The organism is Pseudoalteromonas sp. MEBiC 03607 (assembly GCF_004792295.1).
GTDB lineage: Bacteria > Pseudomonadota > Gammaproteobacteria > Enterobacterales > Alteromonadaceae > Pseudoalteromonas > Pseudoalteromonas lipolytica_C.
In genome coordinates this window covers 121,105-140,098 of the sequence record NZ_SRRY01000001.1, presented here as the reverse complement: position 1 = coordinate 140,098, position 18,994 = coordinate 121,105, and the positions used below count along the sequence as shown (strand labels likewise).

15 protein-coding genes are annotated in these 18,994 nt (G+C 40.9%); 9 read left to right on the top strand and 6 right to left on the bottom strand.

Features of this window, described 5'->3' with window-relative positions; genetic code table 11:
* The 4 genes from ilvA (at position 1) to can (ending at position 4,588) form a co-directional block, all read left to right on the top strand.
* Positions 1–1,554: a threonine ammonia-lyase, biosynthetic gene (gene ilvA, locus E5N72_RS00575; protein WP_135922789.1), complete on the top strand. Its 1,554-nt coding sequence runs from the start codon at positions 1–3 to the stop codon at positions 1,552–1,554.
* Between the two features lie 124 nt (positions 1,555–1,678).
* Positions 1,679–2,686, top strand: coding sequence for an ABC transporter substrate-binding protein (locus E5N72_RS00570; RefSeq protein ID WP_135926197.1), 1,008 nt, complete (start codon positions 1,679–1,681; stop codon positions 2,684–2,686).
* Between the two features lie 41 nt (positions 2,687–2,727).
* Positions 2,728–3,906 (top strand): methyltransferase, encoded by a 1,179-nt coding sequence (locus E5N72_RS00565; RefSeq protein ID WP_135922788.1) that lies wholly within the window; start codon positions 2,728–2,730, stop codon positions 3,904–3,906.
* Positions 3,907–3,925: 19 nt separating this feature from the next.
* On the top strand, positions 3,926–4,588 hold the full coding sequence (gene can, locus E5N72_RS00560; RefSeq protein ID WP_135922787.1) for a carbonate dehydratase: 663 nt from the start codon (positions 3,926–3,928) through the stop codon (positions 4,586–4,588).
* Between the two features lie 45 nt (positions 4,589–4,633).
* On the opposite strand, the gene E5N72_RS00555 is transcribed toward can, so the two are convergent.
* The gene (locus E5N72_RS00555) at positions 4,634–4,897 is read right to left on the bottom strand and encodes an accessory factor UbiK family protein (protein ID WP_054561163.1); all 264 of its coding nucleotides are present in this window, start codon (positions 4,895–4,897) and stop codon (positions 4,634–4,636) included.
* 111 nt (positions 4,898–5,008) lie between these two features.
* Here E5N72_RS00555 and rep point away from each other — a divergent pair, with 111 nt between their 5' ends.
* Complete coding sequence (gene rep / locus E5N72_RS00550; protein ID WP_135922786.1) at positions 5,009–7,021, top strand: DNA helicase Rep; 2,013 nt, start codon at positions 5,009–5,011, stop codon at positions 7,019–7,021.
* On the opposite strand, the gene E5N72_RS00545 is transcribed toward rep, so the two are convergent.
* From E5N72_RS00545 to elbB, 3 genes are all read right to left on the bottom strand, one after another.
* Positions 7,011–9,575, bottom strand: coding sequence for a diguanylate cyclase (locus E5N72_RS00545; RefSeq protein ID WP_135922785.1), 2,565 nt, complete (start codon positions 9,573–9,575; stop codon positions 7,011–7,013). The genes rep and E5N72_RS00545 overlap by 11 nt on opposite strands.
* Before the next feature lie 200 nt (positions 9,576–9,775).
* Positions 9,776–10,168 (bottom strand): cytochrome c5 family protein, encoded by a 393-nt coding sequence (locus tag E5N72_RS00540; RefSeq protein ID WP_062568504.1) that lies wholly within the window; start codon positions 10,166–10,168, stop codon positions 9,776–9,778.
* 182 nt (positions 10,169–10,350) lie between these two features.
* A complete protein-coding gene (elbB, locus tag E5N72_RS00535) occupies positions 10,351–11,001 on the bottom strand; it encodes an isoprenoid biosynthesis glyoxalase ElbB (RefSeq protein WP_135922784.1) in 651 nt (216 codons plus the stop codon).
* Positions 11,002–11,515: 514 nt separating this feature from the next.
* Here elbB and polA point away from each other — a divergent pair.
* Positions 11,516–14,251, top strand: a complete 2,736-nt coding sequence (gene polA / locus E5N72_RS00530; RefSeq protein WP_135922783.1) for a DNA polymerase I — start codon at positions 11,516–11,518, stop codon at positions 14,249–14,251.
* A 323-nt stretch (positions 14,252–14,574) separates the two neighbouring features.
* On the opposite strand, the gene E5N72_RS00525 is transcribed toward polA, so the two are convergent.
* Positions 14,575–15,495: a triacylglycerol lipase gene (locus tag E5N72_RS00525; protein WP_135922782.1), complete on the bottom strand. Its 921-nt coding sequence runs from the start codon at positions 15,493–15,495 to the stop codon at positions 14,575–14,577.
* 421 nt (positions 15,496–15,916) lie between these two features.
* Here E5N72_RS00525 and E5N72_RS00520 point away from each other — a divergent pair, with 421 nt between their 5' ends.
* Together E5N72_RS00520 and E5N72_RS00515 are read left to right on the top strand one after the other, a co-directional pair.
* The gene (locus tag E5N72_RS00520) at positions 15,917–16,504 is read left to right on the top strand and encodes a YceI family protein (protein WP_135922781.1); all 588 of its coding nucleotides are present in this window, start codon (positions 15,917–15,919) and stop codon (positions 16,502–16,504) included.
* Positions 16,504–17,022 carry a DUF1285 domain-containing protein gene (locus E5N72_RS00515; RefSeq protein WP_135922780.1) on the top strand — a complete coding sequence of 173 codons (519 nt, stop codon included), beginning with the start codon at positions 16,504–16,506 and terminating at the stop codon, positions 17,020–17,022. Before E5N72_RS00520 ends, E5N72_RS00515 begins: the two co-directional genes overlap by 1 nt.
* On the opposite strand, the gene yihA is transcribed toward E5N72_RS00515, so the two are convergent.
* Entirely contained in the window at positions 17,019–17,666 is a 648-nt protein-coding gene (yihA, locus tag E5N72_RS00510; protein WP_135922779.1) for a ribosome biogenesis GTP-binding protein YihA/YsxC, read from the bottom strand. The two genes, E5N72_RS00515 and yihA, sit on opposite strands and share 4 nt — an antisense overlap.
* A gap of 284 nt (positions 17,667–17,950) precedes the next feature.
* Here yihA and E5N72_RS00505 point away from each other — a divergent pair, with 284 nt between their 5' ends.
* A complete protein-coding gene (locus E5N72_RS00505) occupies positions 17,951–18,583 on the top strand; it encodes a c-type cytochrome (protein ID WP_135922778.1) in 633 nt (210 codons plus the stop codon).
* Positions 18,584–18,994: the final 411 nt, after the last annotated feature.

Below are 18,994 nucleotides of genomic sequence, written 5' to 3'. Positions count from 1 at the left end.
ATGGTGTCCCAAGAGCTCGATTATTTTCGCGCTATCATCCAAGCGAACATGGAGCCGCTTGCAAAAGTCACTGAGGTCAGCGAAATGGCTGAACTCAGTGCGCGATTAGGCAATCATGTGTGGTTAAAGCGTGAGGACCAACAACCGGTTTATTCATTTAAGTTACGTGGTGCTTTTCATAAGCTGGGCAAGCTGCCAAAAGGGTCTGATGTGATCACGGCTTCAGCTGGCAACCATGCACAAGGCGTAGCACTGAGTGCCTCTTTTTTAGGGCATAAAGCAACTATTGTGATGCCAGTTACAACACCCGAAATTAAAGTCAATGCAGTGCGTGCTTTAGGTGGTGAAGTGGTATTACACGGCCATCATTTTGATGCGGCTAAAGCCCATGCTTTAGAGCTCACAGAGCAGCGCAATGGGGTATTTGTACCACCGTTTGATGATCCTGATGTGATTGTTGGCCAAGGTACGGTTGCCCGTGAATTAATGCAACAGCTTAATGAGCTTGATGCAGTCTTTATTCCTGTGGGGGGCGGTGGCTTACTTGCAGGCATGGCGGTGTACATTAAATCTTTACGTCCCGATATCAAAGTTATTGGTGTTGAAGCCGACGAGAGTGCTTGTTTAAAAGCTGCGCTTGAGGCTGGCAAACCCGTTGAGCTTGACCGCGTTGGCAGCTTTGCGGATGGCGTAGCAGTAAAAATCATCGGTACAGAAACCTTTCGTTTAGCGCAAAAGTTTTGTGATGAAGTTGTCACTGTAACGGGCGATGAAATCTGCGCAGCAATGCAAGATATCTTTGTTTCAACCCGTGCTATAGCGGAGCCTTCAGGAGCACTATCAACAGCGGGTTTAAAGAAGTGGTGCCAACAAAATGGTGTGAAAGGCTTAAACGTAGCTGCGATTTTATCGGGTGCAAACTTAAACTTTGACCGCTTACGTTATGTTGCTGAGCGAACCGCGCTTGGTGAAAAGAACGAGGCACTTCTTGCCGTAACTATCAAAGAAGAAAAGGGCAGCTTCAAGCAGTTTTGCGCTTCTTTAGGTGGGCGTGCAATCACCGAATTTAACTATCGTTATGCAGGACCAGGCGAAGCACAAATTTTTGTTGGTATTGCTTTGAGACAAGGCCAACAAGAGCTTGATGAGCTGAAAGGCGCACTGACTGAAAATGGTTATACGTTTTGCGATCTATCAGATAACGAGCTGGCTAAATTGCATATTCGTTATATGGTGGGTGGTAAAGCACCGGCTCAGTTGCATGAACGTCTGTTACGTTTTGAGTTTCCTGAATACCCAGGTGCACTAGCGCGCTTCTTAGATACACTAGGTAGCAATTGGAGTATCACTTTATTCCACTATCGCAATCATGGTGGGTCAATTGGTAATGTTTTGGCTGCCTTTGCTATTGAGCCGAGTGATTATGAGGTATTTAACGAGCACTTGAACCGGTTGGGTTATAACGTTCAAGATGAAACAAATAACCCATGTTTTACGCAATTTTTAACCACTCAAGGCCAAGAGTTAGCTGATGTAAAAGCGGCTAATCAATAAAACCGATTTAAGGCTCCTTTTGGAGCCTTGATTTTTTATTGGCTTTTCCTATAGTTAATGGATGGTTTTCAAGCAAGGATGATGCGTGCGTGGAACTCGCTATTACATAGGGTTACTTTGTTTAATGTGCAGCTTGAGTGCATTGAGTAAGGATAAGGTTACCCTACAATTAAAATGGACTCATCAATTCCAATTTGCTGGCTATTATGTGGCATCACAGAAAGGCTTTTATAAAGAAGCAGGCCTTGATGTAACAATTTTACCCGCCGATCCAAACGACCCTGATACCTTCCCTAAAGTGTTAAGTGGCAAAGCTGACTTTGCAATTACTCACTCAGGCATATTGCAAAAGCGCCAACAAGGAGCGCCAGTTGTTGCCTTAGGAGCCATACTGCAGTTTTCACCTTATTGTTGGATGGTGAAAAATAACTCAGATATTTTTCAGCCTCGAGACTTTGTAGGCAAGAAGATCAGTAAAGTAAGCTCGTTGGAAAACGCCGAATTACTAGTCATGCTTCGTAAAGCTGGATTAGATTATCAACATTTAATAGAGGCAAGCACCGAAGGAGGAATTGAGCAGTGGCTTAATGGTGAGCTTGATGCGGTGCAAGTGTATGTTACCAATGAACCTTATACAATGACGCTACGTGGTGTGGGGCACCGATTAATCTGCCCACAAAAGTTTGGTCTAAATGTGTATAGCGATATTTTATATACTTCAGAGTCGATGCTCAAAGCTAATCCTGATGTTGTTAACCGCTTTTATCAAGCAAGTATTAAAGGCTGGCGATATGCATTACACAACATGAATGAGACAATTGCATTGACCAAAAAGCACTATGCGGTTCATAAGAGTATTCAAGAACTTGCCCATGAAGCTGATGTATTGGTCAATTATATTCAGCCGCCAGGAATTAACATCGGCAATATGTCGATGGCTAAATGGCGATTGATTGCGGACTTATATGGACTCAGCCAAGACGAGTTTGATCAAACGTTTGCCGGTTTTATGTATCAACACCAGCAAGATGAGGGAACAGAATTATCGTGGATGCTGATTTTAGCAATTTTATTAAGCATTGCCTGCATTCCATTATATATCCACTTGAACAGAAGTAATCTGCGCTTGTAAAAACTGTTATACTGCATTTTATTTGTTGTCGTTTTGTAGTTATGACCCTTGCTCAGCAGTTTGCTGCCTTAGATACTTTGCTTTTTTCAACCCGCCAGTACTGGCAATGTACCGCATTTGATTATGATGCAATCCCTTGGCCTGAACTTTCGTCTTTATTATGGGCGCTTGACGATCAACAAGTTAGTGAACTAGATAGTGACCAAAATGCGTTGTATGCCTATTTTGCAAAGGCAATTAAGGGGCTCGATGAGCTTCAATCGTTATGCGAACTTCCCACAACCCAACAAACCCGAGATGAGTTTCCATTTTGGATCAGTAACGGTATTAAAGGACGTAAGTTCGAACAACTACAGGACTTTGTTGCAGCGATTAGCCAGCAGAAGTCACAGTATCCAGTACTTGAATGGTGTGCTGGAAAAGGGCATTTAGGGCGCATGCTCGCTTTTAATGGAGCACCGAGTATTCATAGCATAGAACTACAAGCGCATTTGTGTGAACAAGGTCAACACAGTGCTAATCAACAACAATTACCTATGCAGTTTTCGCAAGCTAATGTACTTACAGATGATGTTACTGAGTATTTTAAAGAGCAACAGCATGCCGTTGCGTTGCACGCCTGTGGTCGATTGCATCAAACATTTTTGCAGCAAGCAAGTGATGCTAAAACTCAGCAAATAAGCTTTTCTCCATGTTGTTATCATTTATTCACGGATAACGATTATCAAGCAATGAGCGAGCCTGCAAAGCAAAGCCTGCTTGCGTTGACTCATCGCGATTTAAAATTGGCACTACAAGAAACCGTCACTGCTCCGAGTCGTGTTGATAAGGTACGAAAAACTGAAGTCGAATGGCGGCTTGGCTTTGATGCGTTGCGTAAATCAATCACGGCAGAGCAGCACTATGTTAGTGTCCCGTCGGTGAACAAAGCGATCTTTTCTGATTCTTTTAAATCATTTTGTTTATGGGCTGCTGAGAAAAAATCATTATCACTGCCAGAAGATATTGATTACCATGATTTTTTAGCAATAGGAAAACAACGAAAACGAGTAACTGAGCGTGTTGAACTCGTCCGACATGTGTTCAGAAGGGCAATTGAAGTTTGGCTCGTGCTCGATCGTGCTTTATATTTGCAACAACAAGGGTATCAAGTAACGGTTAGTACGTTTTGTGAAAAGCAGCTCACCCCAAGGAATATCTTGATCCAAGCTAATTATTAAAACATCGTAAAGAGGCGCAATGAGAAAGTTAAAAAATTTATTCGAAAATAATAGACGTTGGGCAGCGCGTACGAGTGAAAATGATCCTGAGTTTTTTAAAATTCTATCAATGCAGCAAAATCCAGAGTACTTGTGGATCGGTTGTTCAGATTCGCGTGTACCGGCTAATGAAATCGTTGACTTGTTACCGGGTGAATTATTTGTTCACCGTAATGTAGCAAATGTCGTTGTTCACACTGATCATAACTGTTTATCAGTAATGCAGTATGCTGTTGAAGTGCTTAAAGTAAAACACATCATGGTGGTCGGTCACTATGGTTGTGGTGGTGTGCAAGCGGTATTAAATGAAGCGAGCTTTGGTTTAATTGATAACTGGCTTCGTCATGTAGGTGATGTAAAAGAAAAACACATCGAACAACTTAACGCATTACCTGAAAAAGAGCGTTTAAATAGTCTGATAGAATTAAACGTTATTGAACAAGTACGTAACGTGTGCCGTACTAACATAGTGCAAGATGCGTGGGCGAAAGGCCAAGAGTTAACAATTCATGGTTGGGTTTATGGCTTAGCGAATGGTCACCTCAATGACTTAGAGTCGGTAGTGACCTGTGCTGAAGAAGCTAATGAGACCTATGGAATTGCGGTTAAGCGTGTATTTGAACGAGTGGCTGAAAAAAGCTAATACCGAATAAAGTAGAAAAAAGGAGAGCTAATTCGCTCTCCTTTTTTATTGTTCGTCTTGTTTGCTAGCAAGTTGCTGCTCAAGTAATGCAACTTTCTCTTCAAGCTCAGTGAGTTTTTCACGAGTACGAATAAGTACTTGGCTTTGAATATCAAACTCGTCACGGCTTACAAAGTCCATCTCAGCAAGTTTGTTTTGAATAGCTTGCTTTGTTTTGCCTTCAACTGTTTCGGCAAGGTTTTTCACACCTTGCGGCATGTTATCAGTAATTTGCTTAGCGATTTCTTCAAGTTTTGCTGGGTTGATCATGTTCGTCCCTTGAGTCACGTAAAAAAACAATCTTACCTTATTGGCTAGGCGTAGTGTAGTGATTACGGTAAAATTGCCCGTCCTGTCTTTGGATAATTTCTTTAGGGGCTTATGAAACTCAACCCAAAACAAGATGAAGCGGTAAAGTATATTAGTGGGCCGTGTCTGGTATTAGCCGGTGCGGGCTCTGGTAAAACGCGTGTTATTACTAATAAAATCGCTTACTTGGTGCAAAAGTGTGAGTATCAAGCACGCAATATTGCTGCGGTAACCTTTACCAACAAAGCAGCAAAAGAGATGCGTGAGCGTGTCACGCAAACACTCGGCAAGCAAGAGTCGAAAGGCTTATGGGTTTCAACGTTTCATACCCTCGGGCTTGAGATCATCAAAAAAGAGCTAACCACTTTAGGCTTTAAGCCCGGATTTTCGTTGTTTGATGATCAAGATACCAATCAGCTATTAGCTGAGCTGACCGAAGAAGAGCTTAAAAAAGACAAAGACTTACTCAACCTGCTTAAGATGCAAATAGGCAACTGGAAGAACGAATTAATTCTACCTGAGCGTGCCATTCGCGAAGCCAGAGAGCCGCAAAAAGCTTTATTTGCCCAGCTGTATGCGCGTTATCAAAATCAACTGAGGGCTTATAATGCGCTTGATTTTGATGATCTGATAATGATCCCCACTTTATTACTTAGCCAAAACGCCACTTCTCGTGAGCGTTGGCAACAGCGTTTTCGTTACTTGCTGGTGGATGAGTATCAAGATACTAATACTAGTCAGTATCAACTGGTTAAATTATTAGTGGGTGAGCGAGCTCGTTTTACCGTGGTAGGCGATGACGACCAATCAATTTACTCATGGCGCGGTGCCAGACCACAAAACCTTGTGTTATTGAGTAAAGACTTTCCGGGCTTACGTTTGATTAAGCTTGAACAAAACTACCGAAGTGCTGGGCGAATTCTTAAAGCGGCGAATATTTTGATTGCCAATAACCCTCATGAGTTTGATAAAAAGCTATTTAGTGAGCTTGGTTATGGTGAGCCTATCAAGGTCATTGGTTGTCGTGATGAAGAGCATGAATCAGAGCGAGTGGTGGCAGAGATCATTTCTCATAAATTTATGAAACGCACCAGCTATAAAGATTACGCAATTTTATACCGTGGTAACCACCAAGCGAGAGTGTTTGAAAAAGCACTCATGAGCAACCGCATTCCTTATAAGATCAGCGGTGGTATGTCGTTTTTCTCTCGCTCAGAAATTAAAGACATCATGGCTTACTTACGTCTATTGGTGAACCAAGATGACGACAACGCATTTTTACGAATCGTTAATACGCCACGCCGTGAGATTGGTACGGTCACTTTGGAAAAGCTAGGTACGCTTGCTAATGAAAAACATATCAGCTTATTTGCTGCCTGTTTTGAGCCTGAGCTTGCGCATCGACTAAAAGGCCGTGGTTTTAATGCTTTAGCTGGTTTTGCCCGTTGGGTGGTTGAGCTATCTGATAACGCTGTACGTGGTGACACTCTTGAAGCAGTTAAAGAATTAGTTAGGCAAATTAATTACGAAGCATATCTGTACGAGTCATCACCGAGTGCAAAAGCCGCTGAAATGCGCATGAAAAATGTCTCAGAGCTTTATCGTTGGATCACTGATATGCTCACCGGTGATGCAGACAATCCACCACTGAACCTCGCTGAAGTGGTCAGTAAACTGACCCTGCGCGATATGCTTGAACGTAACGAAGAAGAAGATGAATCTGACGCAGTACAATTACTGACACTGCATGCTTCAAAAGGTTTGGAGTATCCGTATGTGTTCATGGTTGGCATGGAAGAAGGCTTATTACCGCACCAAGTGAGCATTGATGAAGATAACGTCGAAGAAGAGCGTCGCCTTGCTTATGTAGGTATTACGCGTGCTCAGCAAGAGCTGGTAATGACCTATGCTAAGTTACGCCGTCAATTTGGTGAAACCTCAGAGACTGAGTTGAGCCGTTTTGTACAGGAATTACCGCAAGATGACCTAGCCTTTGAATCTAAAAAGCCACCGTCATCGCAAGCAGAGCGTATGGAAAAAGGACAGGCTCGTGTGGCTAATCTAAGAGCAATGCTTAAGAAGTAATCGACTTTGCGTTTGGCACGACTTGATCAAAGGGTGCCAGCGCACGTTGTTTTCCAATAAACAAAGACAAGCCATGCTTTTCTAGCAAGGTGCGGTAATTGAAAATAGACGGCCCTTTAGCGATTACTTGGATATTTTGCAGTTTAGTAATCGCCAGCACACCTTGCAGTTGTAAATGATAATTTTCTTGCTGTAATACTCGTTTGCTGAAGGTTGAGCTTAACAGTAAGTAATCGAACTCGAACTCAGTAAGCAGGTTTAGTTCACAGCGATCTTTAGCAAATTCGTTCAAGCCGATAGATACCCCCAAAGAAATAAGCTCTTTTAAGTTCTCTATTTGCACTGCTGATGCATAACGGATCTCTTGCTCATTAAATAGCAAACAGATTTTGCTCGCATGATTTACTTGTAATAGCTTAGTCAATACTTTGAAATTAATGCGTTCAAGTACTAAGCCTGAGCATGGGAATAATACTTTTTTAAGATTATTCGTATTGATTAACGTAAAAGCTTGTTCAATGAGCTTTAGCTCAACTTCAAAGTGCTGCACGCGATCAGTCGCAAACTTCTTCAAAACTTCAAAGCTAGTACTGCCAAGTACAGGGTGTTCACCAAATGCTTCGAGTAAAGACTCTGGGTGAGGTTGCTCATCAAGGGTAATGATTTCTGCACTTCTAAAGTGCATTGGCAAATCATCCAAGTGATGCATTGATTCTGATTCGTGATGAGATAGCGACGTATTAAGCAATGGATGAAAAGATTCAAATCGATTACGACCTGCATTTTTAGCGTAATACATAGCAGCATCAGCATCGCGAATAATTTCATCAGTGTGCTTATAACTCGGTTGAGAGTAAGTAATACCAATACTCGCACCGCTTTGAATACATTGACCTTTTAAACAAAACGGCTTTTTCATTATCTCAATAATTCGCTTAGCAACATCTTGTGCTTGCTGCTGCTCTGTTAGATGAGTCAACAACACAACAAATTCATCGCCGCCTAAGCGCGCTAATAAATCATGCTCACGAATACAGTGCGAAAAGGATTCTGCAACACTAATTAAAAACTGATCTCCGGCTTGATGACCAAGCTGATCATTAATGTCTTTAAATTTATCTAAATCGATAAATAACACTGCAAATTGTTGTTCTGGATAGCGCTGGTAGTGCTGAAGTGTTTTCTCAAGCTGAGTTAAGAATAAACTGCGATTTGGTAAACTAGTGAGAGAATCATGATGGGCATCATGATAAAGCTGTTGCTCTATTTTTTTACGTTCTTCCATCTGCATTTGCAAGTGCATATTAGCTTGGCGTAATTCTTTGGTTTTTTCGGCCACTCTATGTTCAAGCTTTTGATGGCTTTGTTTAAGCGCTTGATTGGCTAAATGTGCTTGGATAACGTTGGCAATTTGATGTGAAACAAAGGTAATGAGCTCACAGTCATCTTGGCTAAATTCATGTTTGTTATTATATGCTTGGCAGACTATTAAACCGATAACACCTTGCGATGTTTTAAGAGGGGCACCTAACCAGCTCGTGGCTGTTTGTTCTCGGGGAACATTAACAGGCTTTTCAACTATGCCAAGTTTAACCAGTTCTTGCTCTCTTTTACTATCAATAAGCTGGCATTTTTCGGTACTTAGCACTAATTCACTGTAGCCTTTAGCAAACGGACGCGGCTTAGCATTGTTATTATATTCATCAACACAATACGGAAAGCTTAACCAGTTTGTGTTTTCATCATACAGTGCAATGTATAAATTATCTGCGTATGTAATTGTTTTAATAATTTCATGCACATGTAGATAAACATCCTCTAAGTTTTCACTGAGCGTAGCTAGCTCTGAGATTTTAAACAGGATCTGTTGTCGCTCGAGGGCATTTTTCCGATGTTGAATTTCTTCGTTGAGGGCTTGGTTACTTTGCGTTAGTGCACGAGTACGAATTTTTACTTCTGATTCTAGTAATTCACGTTTTTTGACCCGCTCAATCGCTGTTGCTAAGTACATCGACATCGCTTCGAGTAGTTCAATTTGCTGCTCGGTGTAGCCATTTTGTTCATCGTAACTTTGTGCAACCATTACACCAATGATTGTTTTATCTCGGTATACAGGTACACCCACCCAGTGCTCCGCTGGGGTTCCAAATACTTTAAACAGACCTTGCTGCTCGGCTAGCTCTGTTTGTTGTTTAGTAAAGTAACTGGTTTCTCCGTGTTTAAACACATACCCCGTTAATCCTTCCTTAAAGTACTGCTCATACTTTAAAGGCACCGATAAACCATCTTTTTCATCGGCAAAATAAGACAGTTCGAGGTTATCGTATACAGGATTGTGTAAAACGACGAAAAAATTCTTACTAGGAATAAAATCTTGTAAAATTTCGTGAATAGCTGGATAGAGTAGGGTTAATTCGGCAACAGTGCTGGCCTGCTCTGATAATTGTAAGAGAGCATTTTGCAGGTGATGTGATTGCTTATACTGTTGTAAAAGCGATTTTAAACGAGCATTTTTACGGGCTAGTTTATCAATGTGTGTTGCTGAATCTTCCAATGATTTAGAACCAGATCTTATTATTGTTTAAATATCGTCCTATATAGTTCCACTTTTTTATTAGATCGTCAAGTAACAGTTGTTAACAAAATACTAATTAATTGTGGGGCTAATTCGGCGACAGAGCTAGCCTGGCGAGCAAAAATGGGCACAAAAAAAGGGCTTAAAAATTTAAGCCCTTAGTATTAGTTTTTGAATTGTTACTTGCTAGTCATAAAGTCGATAGCAGCACTGATTTCTTCATCAGAACAATCCATACATGTACCTTTTGGTGGCATCGCATTAAAGCCATTGATAGCATGATCTAATAGTGTATCTTTACCTTTAGCAATACGAGGAGCCCAATCATCAGCTGATTTAGGAGCACCTAATGCACCAGTACCATGGCATGCAAAACATGCTGCTTGATAAACTTGTTCACCAGAACGAGGGCCAGTAGGCTCAGCAGCGGCCGCAGCTTTATCACCTTCTAGATATACAGAACCAATTGGCGCTAGACGCTTTTTAATAGCATCTTCAGTCAAAGAGTTGTCATACGCTTGTGCATATGCCGTTGTTGCTAGCAGTAATAATGCAGCTGATAGTTTTTTCATTTTGCCTTGCTCACTTCGATTTGAACGTGATCAATCACGATATCTGACGGAAATTAGAACGATTATAACGCTAAGCCACAATTTATAAAATGATCTAAAAGGCTTTTTCTTGATAAAAAACGTCATTTTTTTGCGTTAGCGCAAGAAAAGCCAGCATTAGATGCTGGCCTTAACATAAATAATTAAACGAGTTCTAAGACCTTATTTACTAATTTTTCGATACCTGCATCTGCATCTAAAATGCTTTGCGCCAGCATATATGCAGGAGTCGTGACCACTTTGTGTTGCTCATCAACAACGATATCATTAACTGCACAGCTTTGGTGTGAACCACCAAGTTGTTCAATGGCCGCTGCTGTATCTGCATCATTACCAATGGTTGTTTTGACTCCTTTACCATAGATCATTGGTAACATTGCCGGTGCAATACACATATATCCAGCTGCTTTGTTTGCATCAACAAAGGCCTTTGCTGTTGTAAGTACATCATTTTGCACTTGGGCATCAGCACCTTTCACTGCAAAGTCAGATAAATTTTTCGCGGCACCAAAACCACCTGGTACGATTAAGGCATCAAACTCATTCACATTAAGCTCGGTTAATGCTTTTATTTCACCACGTGCGATACGTGCCGCTTCTACTAATACATTACGGTTTGGAGTCATTTCTTCGCCCGTTAGATGATTAATAGTGTGCATTTGCTCAATATCAGGAGCGAAACATTGATAGCTTGCACCTGCTTTAGCAATGTGTAGTAAAGTTAGGACGGCTTCGTTGATTTCTGCACCATCATAAACACCGCAACCCGCTAAAATTACAGCAACTTTTTTCATTTTTTGTCTCTCCTTAATGTGACTAACGCTAGTGTAACAATTATGCGAGTCAGGCGACAAAATAAAAAATTTTTGATGCTCAGTTACTCGCAAAGCATGATGAATGGCTGTTTATGCCATTTCATAAATAGCTAACGAAAAAAAAAGTATAAAGGATCGCTATGATCTTTGATCCATTATGCTAAAATACTCCTCCGGTTATGAAAAGGGATGTTAATTCGGTATCGAATAAGCACAAGGTAAATCGCTGCTAAAACCGTTTTCCACATCGGATAAAAATAATAAAAAAAGAACCACGCATTATCTTTTTTAAATAAAAACATAGTCTTAATAAAATTTTCCTAAGTGTTTTTACATTTTGGGAGGATTAACTGTGTCCGTTATCTACATAGTTATCCACAGGTTGCTATTGAGTTAAACGCTTGTTGGTTAATAATTCACAGTCGTTTTCTTCATAGCCTTATGGCATGCTTACAAACAATTTAATGTTATTCAATTAGGATCCAATTTCACCATGGCTCAGATCCCTGAAAATCCACTAATTCTTGTTGATGGTTCTTCTTATTTATTCCGTGCATATCATTCGCCACCGCACCTTACTAATTCTAAAGGTGAAGCTACAGGTGCTATATACGGTGTTGTAAATATGCTGAAGAGTTTGATCAAACAATATGATCCATCACATATGGTTGTAGTGTTTGATGCGAAGGGAAAAACCTTTAGAAATGATATGTACAGCGAATATAAAGCTAATCGTCCACCTATGCCGGATGACTTACGCACACAAATTGCGCCATTACATAACATTATTAAAGCAATGGGTTTTCCGCTTATCAGTATTGAAGGTGTTGAAGCCGATGATGTGATTGGTACTTTTGCACGTATTGCCTCTGAGCAACAGCGCCATGTGCTGATCTCTACCGGCGATAAAGATATGGCGCAGCTAGTAAATGAACATGTAACGCTTATCAACACAATGACCGATAGCATCTCAGATCCAGAAACTGTGGTTGAAAAGTTTGGTGTTGGACCTGAGCTGATCATTGATTACCTTGCCTTAATGGGTGACAAAGTCGATAACATTCCGGGTGTTGATGGCTGTGGTCCAAAAACGGCGGTGAAATGGTTACAAAAATACGGATCATTACAAGGTGTTATTGATCACGCTAGTGAGATCAAAGGCAAGATTGGTGAAAAGCTTGCTGCAGCACTTGATCATTTGCCACTTAGCTATGAGCTGGCAACCATAAAATGTGATGTTGAAGTTGAAACGGACCTTGAAAGTTTCAAACTACAAGAGCCAAACCGTGATGAACTGATTGCACTTTATGGTGAATGTGAGTTCCGCCGTTGGTTAGCAGAGCTACTTGATAACCCTAAAGATGCTGACACTCATTTAGATGTACCAACAGAAGCCAACGAACTACCTAAAGTGGCTGATGCGCACTACGAAACAATCTTAACTGAAGAGCAGCTTGATACCTTAGTTGCGCAGTTAAATGACGCCGAGCTTTTTGCCTTTGATACTGAAACAACCAGCCTTGATTACATGCAGGCCCAATTGGTTGGTATGAGCTTTGCGGTTAAAGCCGGTGAAGCGGCTTACCTTCCGGTTGCTCACGATTACCCAGATGCGCCAGAGCAATTAAGCTTAGACACAGTTATGGCAAAAATTGGCCCAATCTTAGCTGACGAAAACAAGGCAAAAGTAGGCCAGAATCTAAAATACGATAAAAGTGTATTAGCGAATGCAGGCTTTGAGTTAAAGGGTATTAAGTACGACACTATGTTGGAGTCGTATGTATTTAATAGTGTAGGCAGCCGTCATGATATGGATTCGCTGGCACTTAAATACCTAGGCCACAAAAATATCAGTTTCGAAGATATTGCTGGTAAAGGTAAAAAGCAGCTGACATTTAATCAAATTGAGCTCGAAAAAGCCGCACCATACGCTGCTGAAGATGCAGATATAACGCTTCGTCTTCATCAAGTGTTATGGCCAAAAATTGATGCTGATAGCCAATTAAAATCGGTATTCGAAGACATTGAATTACCACTTGTGTCGGTGCTTTCTGATATTGAACGTACCGGTGTTGCAATTGATAGCAACATGCTGGCAGCTCACAGCCAGCGTTTAGGCGAACGTTTATTAGAGCTTGAGCAAGAAGCCTATGATATGGCTGGTGAAAAGTTTAACTTAGGTTCACCTAAGCAGCTACAAGCAATCTTGTTTGAAAAGCTAGAGCTTCCGGTTATCAAGAAAACACCAAAAGGTGCACCGTCGACGGCAGAAGAAGTATTGCAAGAACTTGCTCATGATTACCCGCTACCTAAGGTAATTATTGAACACCGTGGTTTATCGAAACTGAAATCAACGTACACAGATAAACTACCGTTAATGGTGAATGAGCGCACTAAGCGTGTGCATACTTCTTACCATCAAGCGGTAACAGCAACGGGGCGTTTAAGTTCAACGGATCCAAACTTACAGAATATTCCAATTCGTTCGGAAGAGGGTCGTCGTATTCGTGAAGCCTTTATTGCTGCACCTGGCCATAAAATTGTCGCTGCCGATTACAGCCAAATTGAATTGCGTATCATGGCGCACTTATCACAAGATAAAGGCCTACTTACCGCGTTTGCTAATGGCTTAGATGTTCATAGCGCCACCGCAGCAGAAGTATTCGGCGTTAGCCTTGAAGAGGTTACCAGCGATATGCGCCGTAAAGCCAAAGCGGTTAACTTTGGTTTAATTTATGGCATGTCAGCGTTTGGTTTATCGCGTCAGTTAGATGTACCACGTCATGAAGCACAGCATTATATTGATAAATATTTCGAGCGTTTCCCGGGCGTACTTGAGTACATGGAAACTACCCGTGAAAAAGCGGCTGATAAAGGTTATGTAGAGACTATTTTTGGTCGTCGCTTACATTTACCAGAAATCAACGCCCGTAACGGTGCTCGCCGCAAAGCCGCTGAGCGTGCAGCTATCAATGCGCCAATGCAAGGTACTGCTGCTGATATCATCAAAAAAGCGATGCTTAAAGTTCATCAGTGGGTAAACGCACAAGCTGAAGGGTCAGTGAAGCTTCTAATGCAAGTGCACGATGAATTAGTGTTCGAAATTAAAGAAGAGTGTGTTGACGACTATAAAGCTGAAATCTGTAAGCTAATGTCAGAAGCTGCCACTCTTGATGTGCCACTGATTGTTGAAGCCGACAGCGGTGACAACTGGCAACAAGCACACTAATAGTCGCAATAAATGAGAGCTGTCAGCTATCAGCCGTCAGCTTTCAGACTGAAAGTTAGCGAGTTTCTAGGGGAAAGTTAGAGCTGTCAGCTATCAGCCGTCAGCTTTCAGACTAAAAGTTAGCGATTTGCTTGACCGTTATACCGTATTTATCTCGAATCTAGCTTCCAATTTAAGGGTCGCGGCATAAAGGCGCTGCTACAGGTAGGCGTGAAACTTGTTTCGCGCGTCTGACCGCTGAAGGCTGAAAGCTGATCGCTTCTGTATATAGAACATCACTTCTAGCGACCCGACTTAACCAAAAATAAATCATTACTCGTTAACTATAACCCCAACTCTTGTAACCTTTTTACATGTTGACGATAAAGCTCAACAGGGTCGACTTCGCGTAAATGATGCAAACCTATAAATTGATTGATTTCGTCTAAATGATTCATTTTATAATCATCTTTAATGACATGACCTAAGTGACTACTACAGCGTGAAATCAGGCCATCATCTTGACCTACGATCAATATTGATCCAAGCAGCATAGATAAGTCGGTTGGATCAAGAATATTGGTAAGCGCTGCTGTGCCACTCCACGAAAAATAATACACCCCATTACTGGCAAGCATTTGTCCTTGCTCGCATGCCGTTGGCGGTAAACCTTCTGGGTACTTTTGATTGAATACAGAGGCTCCTTGGCTGGTTAAGCTATGTAATGCTGCTAACGGATCTTGCGGTAAATCACTGTGACCTGATAGTAACGAAATCATGCTGCCTAGTGCTGCAAATACTAGCTTAAACGAATGTTCAGATGGTGAGTTTGGTTTTATTTCTTCGCGAATAAGATCAGCAAGTGTACTGCCATAGTTTGCCCCCCCGATACTGGTCACAGAGGCAACTAAGTTAGGCGAGATCGAAGCGACATAGCGAACAGTTTGCGCTCCTTGACTATGACCAATTAAGTTAACCTTTTCTGCGCCCGTGAGTGTCAAAATATGATTAACCTGAGCCAGTAATTGTTGACCACGAAACTCTGAACTGTGAACAGCTGACACAGCAGCAACAAAAACCTGGTGGCCATCAAGCGATAAAGTGCTGGGGATATTATAAAAATAGTCAACGCCTAATAGGCTATCAAAACCTAACAGCCCATGTACCAAAACAATCGGGTATTGAGTGTTATTATTTTTCGCGTGACAGGGCAAGCTCAGCGAAATGAGTAAGATGGTAGCTAGTGCTAGGAGGCATTTTTTCATTCCTTTTTACTCTTGTGCTAAGTTTTTGCCATCAACATGTATTAATAATGCTGCTATTTTCTCTTATTAATTTAACGATACCTTAAATAACCACTTGATGTAATGTTAATTATAGGTAAACAAGAAAAGATAGTTTTAGAGTTTCGTTATATGTTTATCAAATCGAGCGTTTTCTTTGCGGATGCAATTTCTTTTTAACGCGGACTTTGTTAAAGTCCGCGCCGTCCTCATCCTGTAGGACATCCTGTTGATGATGCATCTGAAAAGATGCAACGTATTGATAGCTTCTCCCCAGTTTGCTATACCGGCTCGCTTGTTATTGAGCGAGCCGTTTTTTCTCTTCTTATCATACAATTCATTGCACAAATTAACGCAGGTGATACCATCTAATAGATTGTTATTATCTTCGAAGGAATGCGTTATGTTTAAATCTGTGGCCTTTGCCGCCTTATCATTATCAAGTTTATTAGTTGCTCCTTTTGCTAGTGCAAACTGGCAGGTTAACAATGAGCAAAGCAAGGTTAGCTTTGTATCTATCAAAAAGAATTCAATTGCTGAAGCGCATCATTTCAAAAAAGTATCAGGTACGTTGAATGAGCAAGGTCAATTCAAGTTAATGATCGATCTTAGCTCTGTTGAAACGCTAATTCCTATCCGTAATGAGCGCATGACTAAATTGTTGTTCGAAACAGCTGAGTTTCCTCATGCAGTTTTAACTGCTGATTTAAGTAAATCATTATTAGCACTGAAGCCAGGACAACATGTATTAACTGGTTTGAAAGCCGAGCTTGACTTCCATGGCAATAAAAAAGAGTTAACGATTGATGTACTGGCAAACATGTCACCCAATGGTGATGTGACAGTTTCTTCGTTCTCACCAGTGATTATTAATGCAGATGATTTCAAAGTAACAGAAGGCATTGCACAGCTACAAAAGCTTGCTGGTTTACCATCTATTGCAACAGCTGTTCCTGTAACTTTTTCTTTGACGCTCGATAAAGATAAGTAATGCAGTCGCTTGCCGAGCTAGAAGCTGCACTTGCAGAGCCTGATAAACCTTTTGATCAATGGCAACCAGACAATTGTGGTCAGTTGCCTATTGAGATCAATGGTCAAGGAGTGTGGTTTTATGCTGGCAGCGAAATTCAACGGGAGGCAATGGTCAAACTATTTGCCTCCGTACTTTGTAAAGAAGCCAATACTTACTATTTAAAAACGCCAGTAGAGAAAATGGCGATTACAGTCATTGATGTGCCTTTTGTTATTGTTGATTGGTATTTTGAAGAGACCGAGCAAGGGCAGGCTTTATGCTGTGTTGATAATCTACAACGCACTTGGTTAGTGACATCATCGCAACCACTACAATTACGCAAATTTGAAAATCTGCAGGTACCTTATTTACAGTTAGCACATGGGTTAGCGGCAAGAGTATCGAGAAATGTTTATTATCAATGGGCTGAAATAGCCTGCTCAGACGAGCAGGGCTACTTTATAGAGTCATTAGGTAAGCGTTATTACTTGGCCTAAGCTTCTGGTTCTTCTTCAGATTCAGGAGTTTGAACTTCAATTGGCCCTAAGAACCATTCATCTAGCTTTTTAGCAACTTCTGGTAAGCCTGTTCCTTTTAATGATGAAAATGCATGAACAGTAATATCACCTTCCAAGCTACTTAGCTCACGGCGAACTTGTAAAACTTGTGCTTTACGTGCGCCCTGTTTTAATTTGTCGGCTTTAGTTAAAAGTGCAAGTACTGGGATCTCACTGCCAACGGCCCAGTCAATTAAGTCACGATCAAGATCTTTTAGTGGATGACGAATATCCATCAAAATAACAATCCCTTTTAAACTTTGGCGCTTTTGTAAGTACTCACCTAACGATTTTTGCCATTTCTTCTTCATTTCGATTGGCACTTTCGCAAAGCCATAACCAGGTAAGTCGATAAGGCGTTTATCAGCATCAAGCTCAAAAGTATTGATCAACTGAGTACGACCCGGCGTTTTAGAGGTACGTGCTAACTTTTGATCCGTTAGCGTATTAAGGGCACTTGATTTACCCGCATTAGAGCGACCAGCAAACGCGACTTCAATCCCCGTATCAGCAGGCAAGCGTGAGATGTCAGGTGCGCTAGTAACAAAGGACGCAGTATTGTATTTGATACGAGATTTGAGCACAGGCTCTCCTAATCTTTTATAAATAATGTTGAACAGTGACTAAAATTCACTTAAGACGCGTATTTTATACTATTAAAGCAGCATTCAAAAGCGTATTTAAGCGTGCTAAATTTAGTTACATAGTGGGAAAATTTCTAGATAGAAACTTAATCTAAGTCAAATCCCTATAAATTATGAGCTTAAAGTGGGCAGAAAACGTGCCAGAGAATTTATTATCGTGTAGAATATAGAAATCACAACATCCATATTGTAGATGATACAGGGTCGGAAACAGAGAATTCACCATGAAAAAAATAGCACTATCTTTAACTATATTGCTTGGAACGTTGTCAGCAAGCAACGCAACAGCATTTGATGGCGATGTAAACGCAGGTAAAGAGAAATCGGCAACGTGTGCGGCCTGTCACGGCCCAGACGGTAATGCACCGGTTAATATCTACCCTAAAATTGCAGGCCAACACGCAGATTATATCTATAAACAATTACAAGAGTTTAAATTAGGTATGACGTCTGGCGGCAAAGAAGGCCGTATGGATCCAGTAATGAGTGGTATGGCTATGCCGCTTAGCGATCAAGACATGAAAGACCTAGCAGCTTACTTCTCTTCTTTAAATATGTCTGAAGGTTCAACACCTAAAGATGTAGTAGAAGTGGGTCAGCAGCTTTATAAAGCCGGTGATGCAGAGCGTGGTATTCCAGCATGTGCTGCGTGTCACGGTCCTCGTGGTAACGGTACATCACTTGCTAAATTCCCGAAAATTTCGTTCCAACACCCAGAATACATCAAGTCTCAACTTGAAAAATTCCGTGATGGTACACGCAATAATGACCTAAACGGCATGATGCAAGACATCGCTAAAAAATTAACAGACAAAGACATCGAAGTTCTATCAAAATACTTAGGTGGCTTACACTAAAGTCTGATTGCCGAATGTAAATATTGGCATTAAAGTGTACAAATTGTAAAAAAAGCAGCGCAAGCTGCTTTTTTTTCATATTTATCTCATCGAAATTTCTTACTTCCTTGTGAGACATTGCCCACATTTCAATGTGAGCTAAATCTTATTTTTATTTTTTTTTATAATATAACAAATTGTTTTAAAAGGTAATTGTCGTTTTTTAATCTTTTGACTGTAAGAAAAGTTATATAAATTAGTTGTAACAAAATTATTAATGAGTAAATTAACCACTGTCGCTGAGACAATAAAAACAACAAGGACAAAGCAATAAGGAAAGTGATTGCGGCAAATCTTTAGGGGGTTACATCGTTTGATGTACTAAAGGAAATAACAAAAAAGTGTCAGGATTGACCGAGAATAATAAAAGCT

Excerpts from the sequence above, each read along its gene's own strand:
- ilvA (WP_135922789.1), top strand. The coding sequence starts at position 1 with ATGGTGTCCCAAGAGCTCGATTATTTTCGCGCTATCATCCAAGCGAAC.
- E5N72_RS00570 (WP_135926197.1), top strand. The coding sequence starts at position 1,679 with ATGTGCAGCTTGAGTGCATTGAGTAAGGATAAGGTTACCCTACAATTA.
- E5N72_RS00565 (WP_135922788.1), top strand. The coding sequence starts at position 2,728 with ATGACCCTTGCTCAGCAGTTTGCTGCCTTAGATACTTTGCTTTTTTCA.
- can (WP_135922787.1), top strand. The coding sequence starts at position 3,926 with ATGAGAAAGTTAAAAAATTTATTCGAAAATAATAGACGTTGGGCAGCG.
- E5N72_RS00555 (WP_054561163.1), bottom strand. The coding sequence starts at position 4,897 with ATGATCAACCCAGCAAAACTTGAAGAAATCGCTAAGCAAATTACTGAT.
- rep (WP_135922786.1), top strand. The coding sequence starts at position 5,009 with ATGAAACTCAACCCAAAACAAGATGAAGCGGTAAAGTATATTAGTGGG.
- E5N72_RS00540 (WP_062568504.1), bottom strand. The coding sequence starts at position 10,168 with ATGAAAAAACTATCAGCTGCATTATTACTGCTAGCAACAACGGCATAT.
- elbB (WP_135922784.1), bottom strand. The coding sequence starts at position 11,001 with ATGAAAAAAGTTGCTGTAATTTTAGCGGGTTGCGGTGTTTATGATGGT.
- polA (WP_135922783.1), top strand. The coding sequence starts at position 11,516 with ATGGCTCAGATCCCTGAAAATCCACTAATTCTTGTTGATGGTTCTTCT.
- E5N72_RS00525 (WP_135922782.1), bottom strand. The coding sequence starts at position 15,495 with ATGAAAAAATGCCTCCTAGCACTAGCTACCATCTTACTCATTTCGCTG.
- E5N72_RS00520 (WP_135922781.1), top strand. The coding sequence starts at position 15,917 with ATGTTTAAATCTGTGGCCTTTGCCGCCTTATCATTATCAAGTTTATTA.
- E5N72_RS00515 (WP_135922780.1), top strand. The coding sequence starts at position 16,504 with ATGCAGTCGCTTGCCGAGCTAGAAGCTGCACTTGCAGAGCCTGATAAA.
- E5N72_RS00505 (WP_135922778.1), top strand. The coding sequence starts at position 17,951 with ATGAAAAAAATAGCACTATCTTTAACTATATTGCTTGGAACGTTGTCA.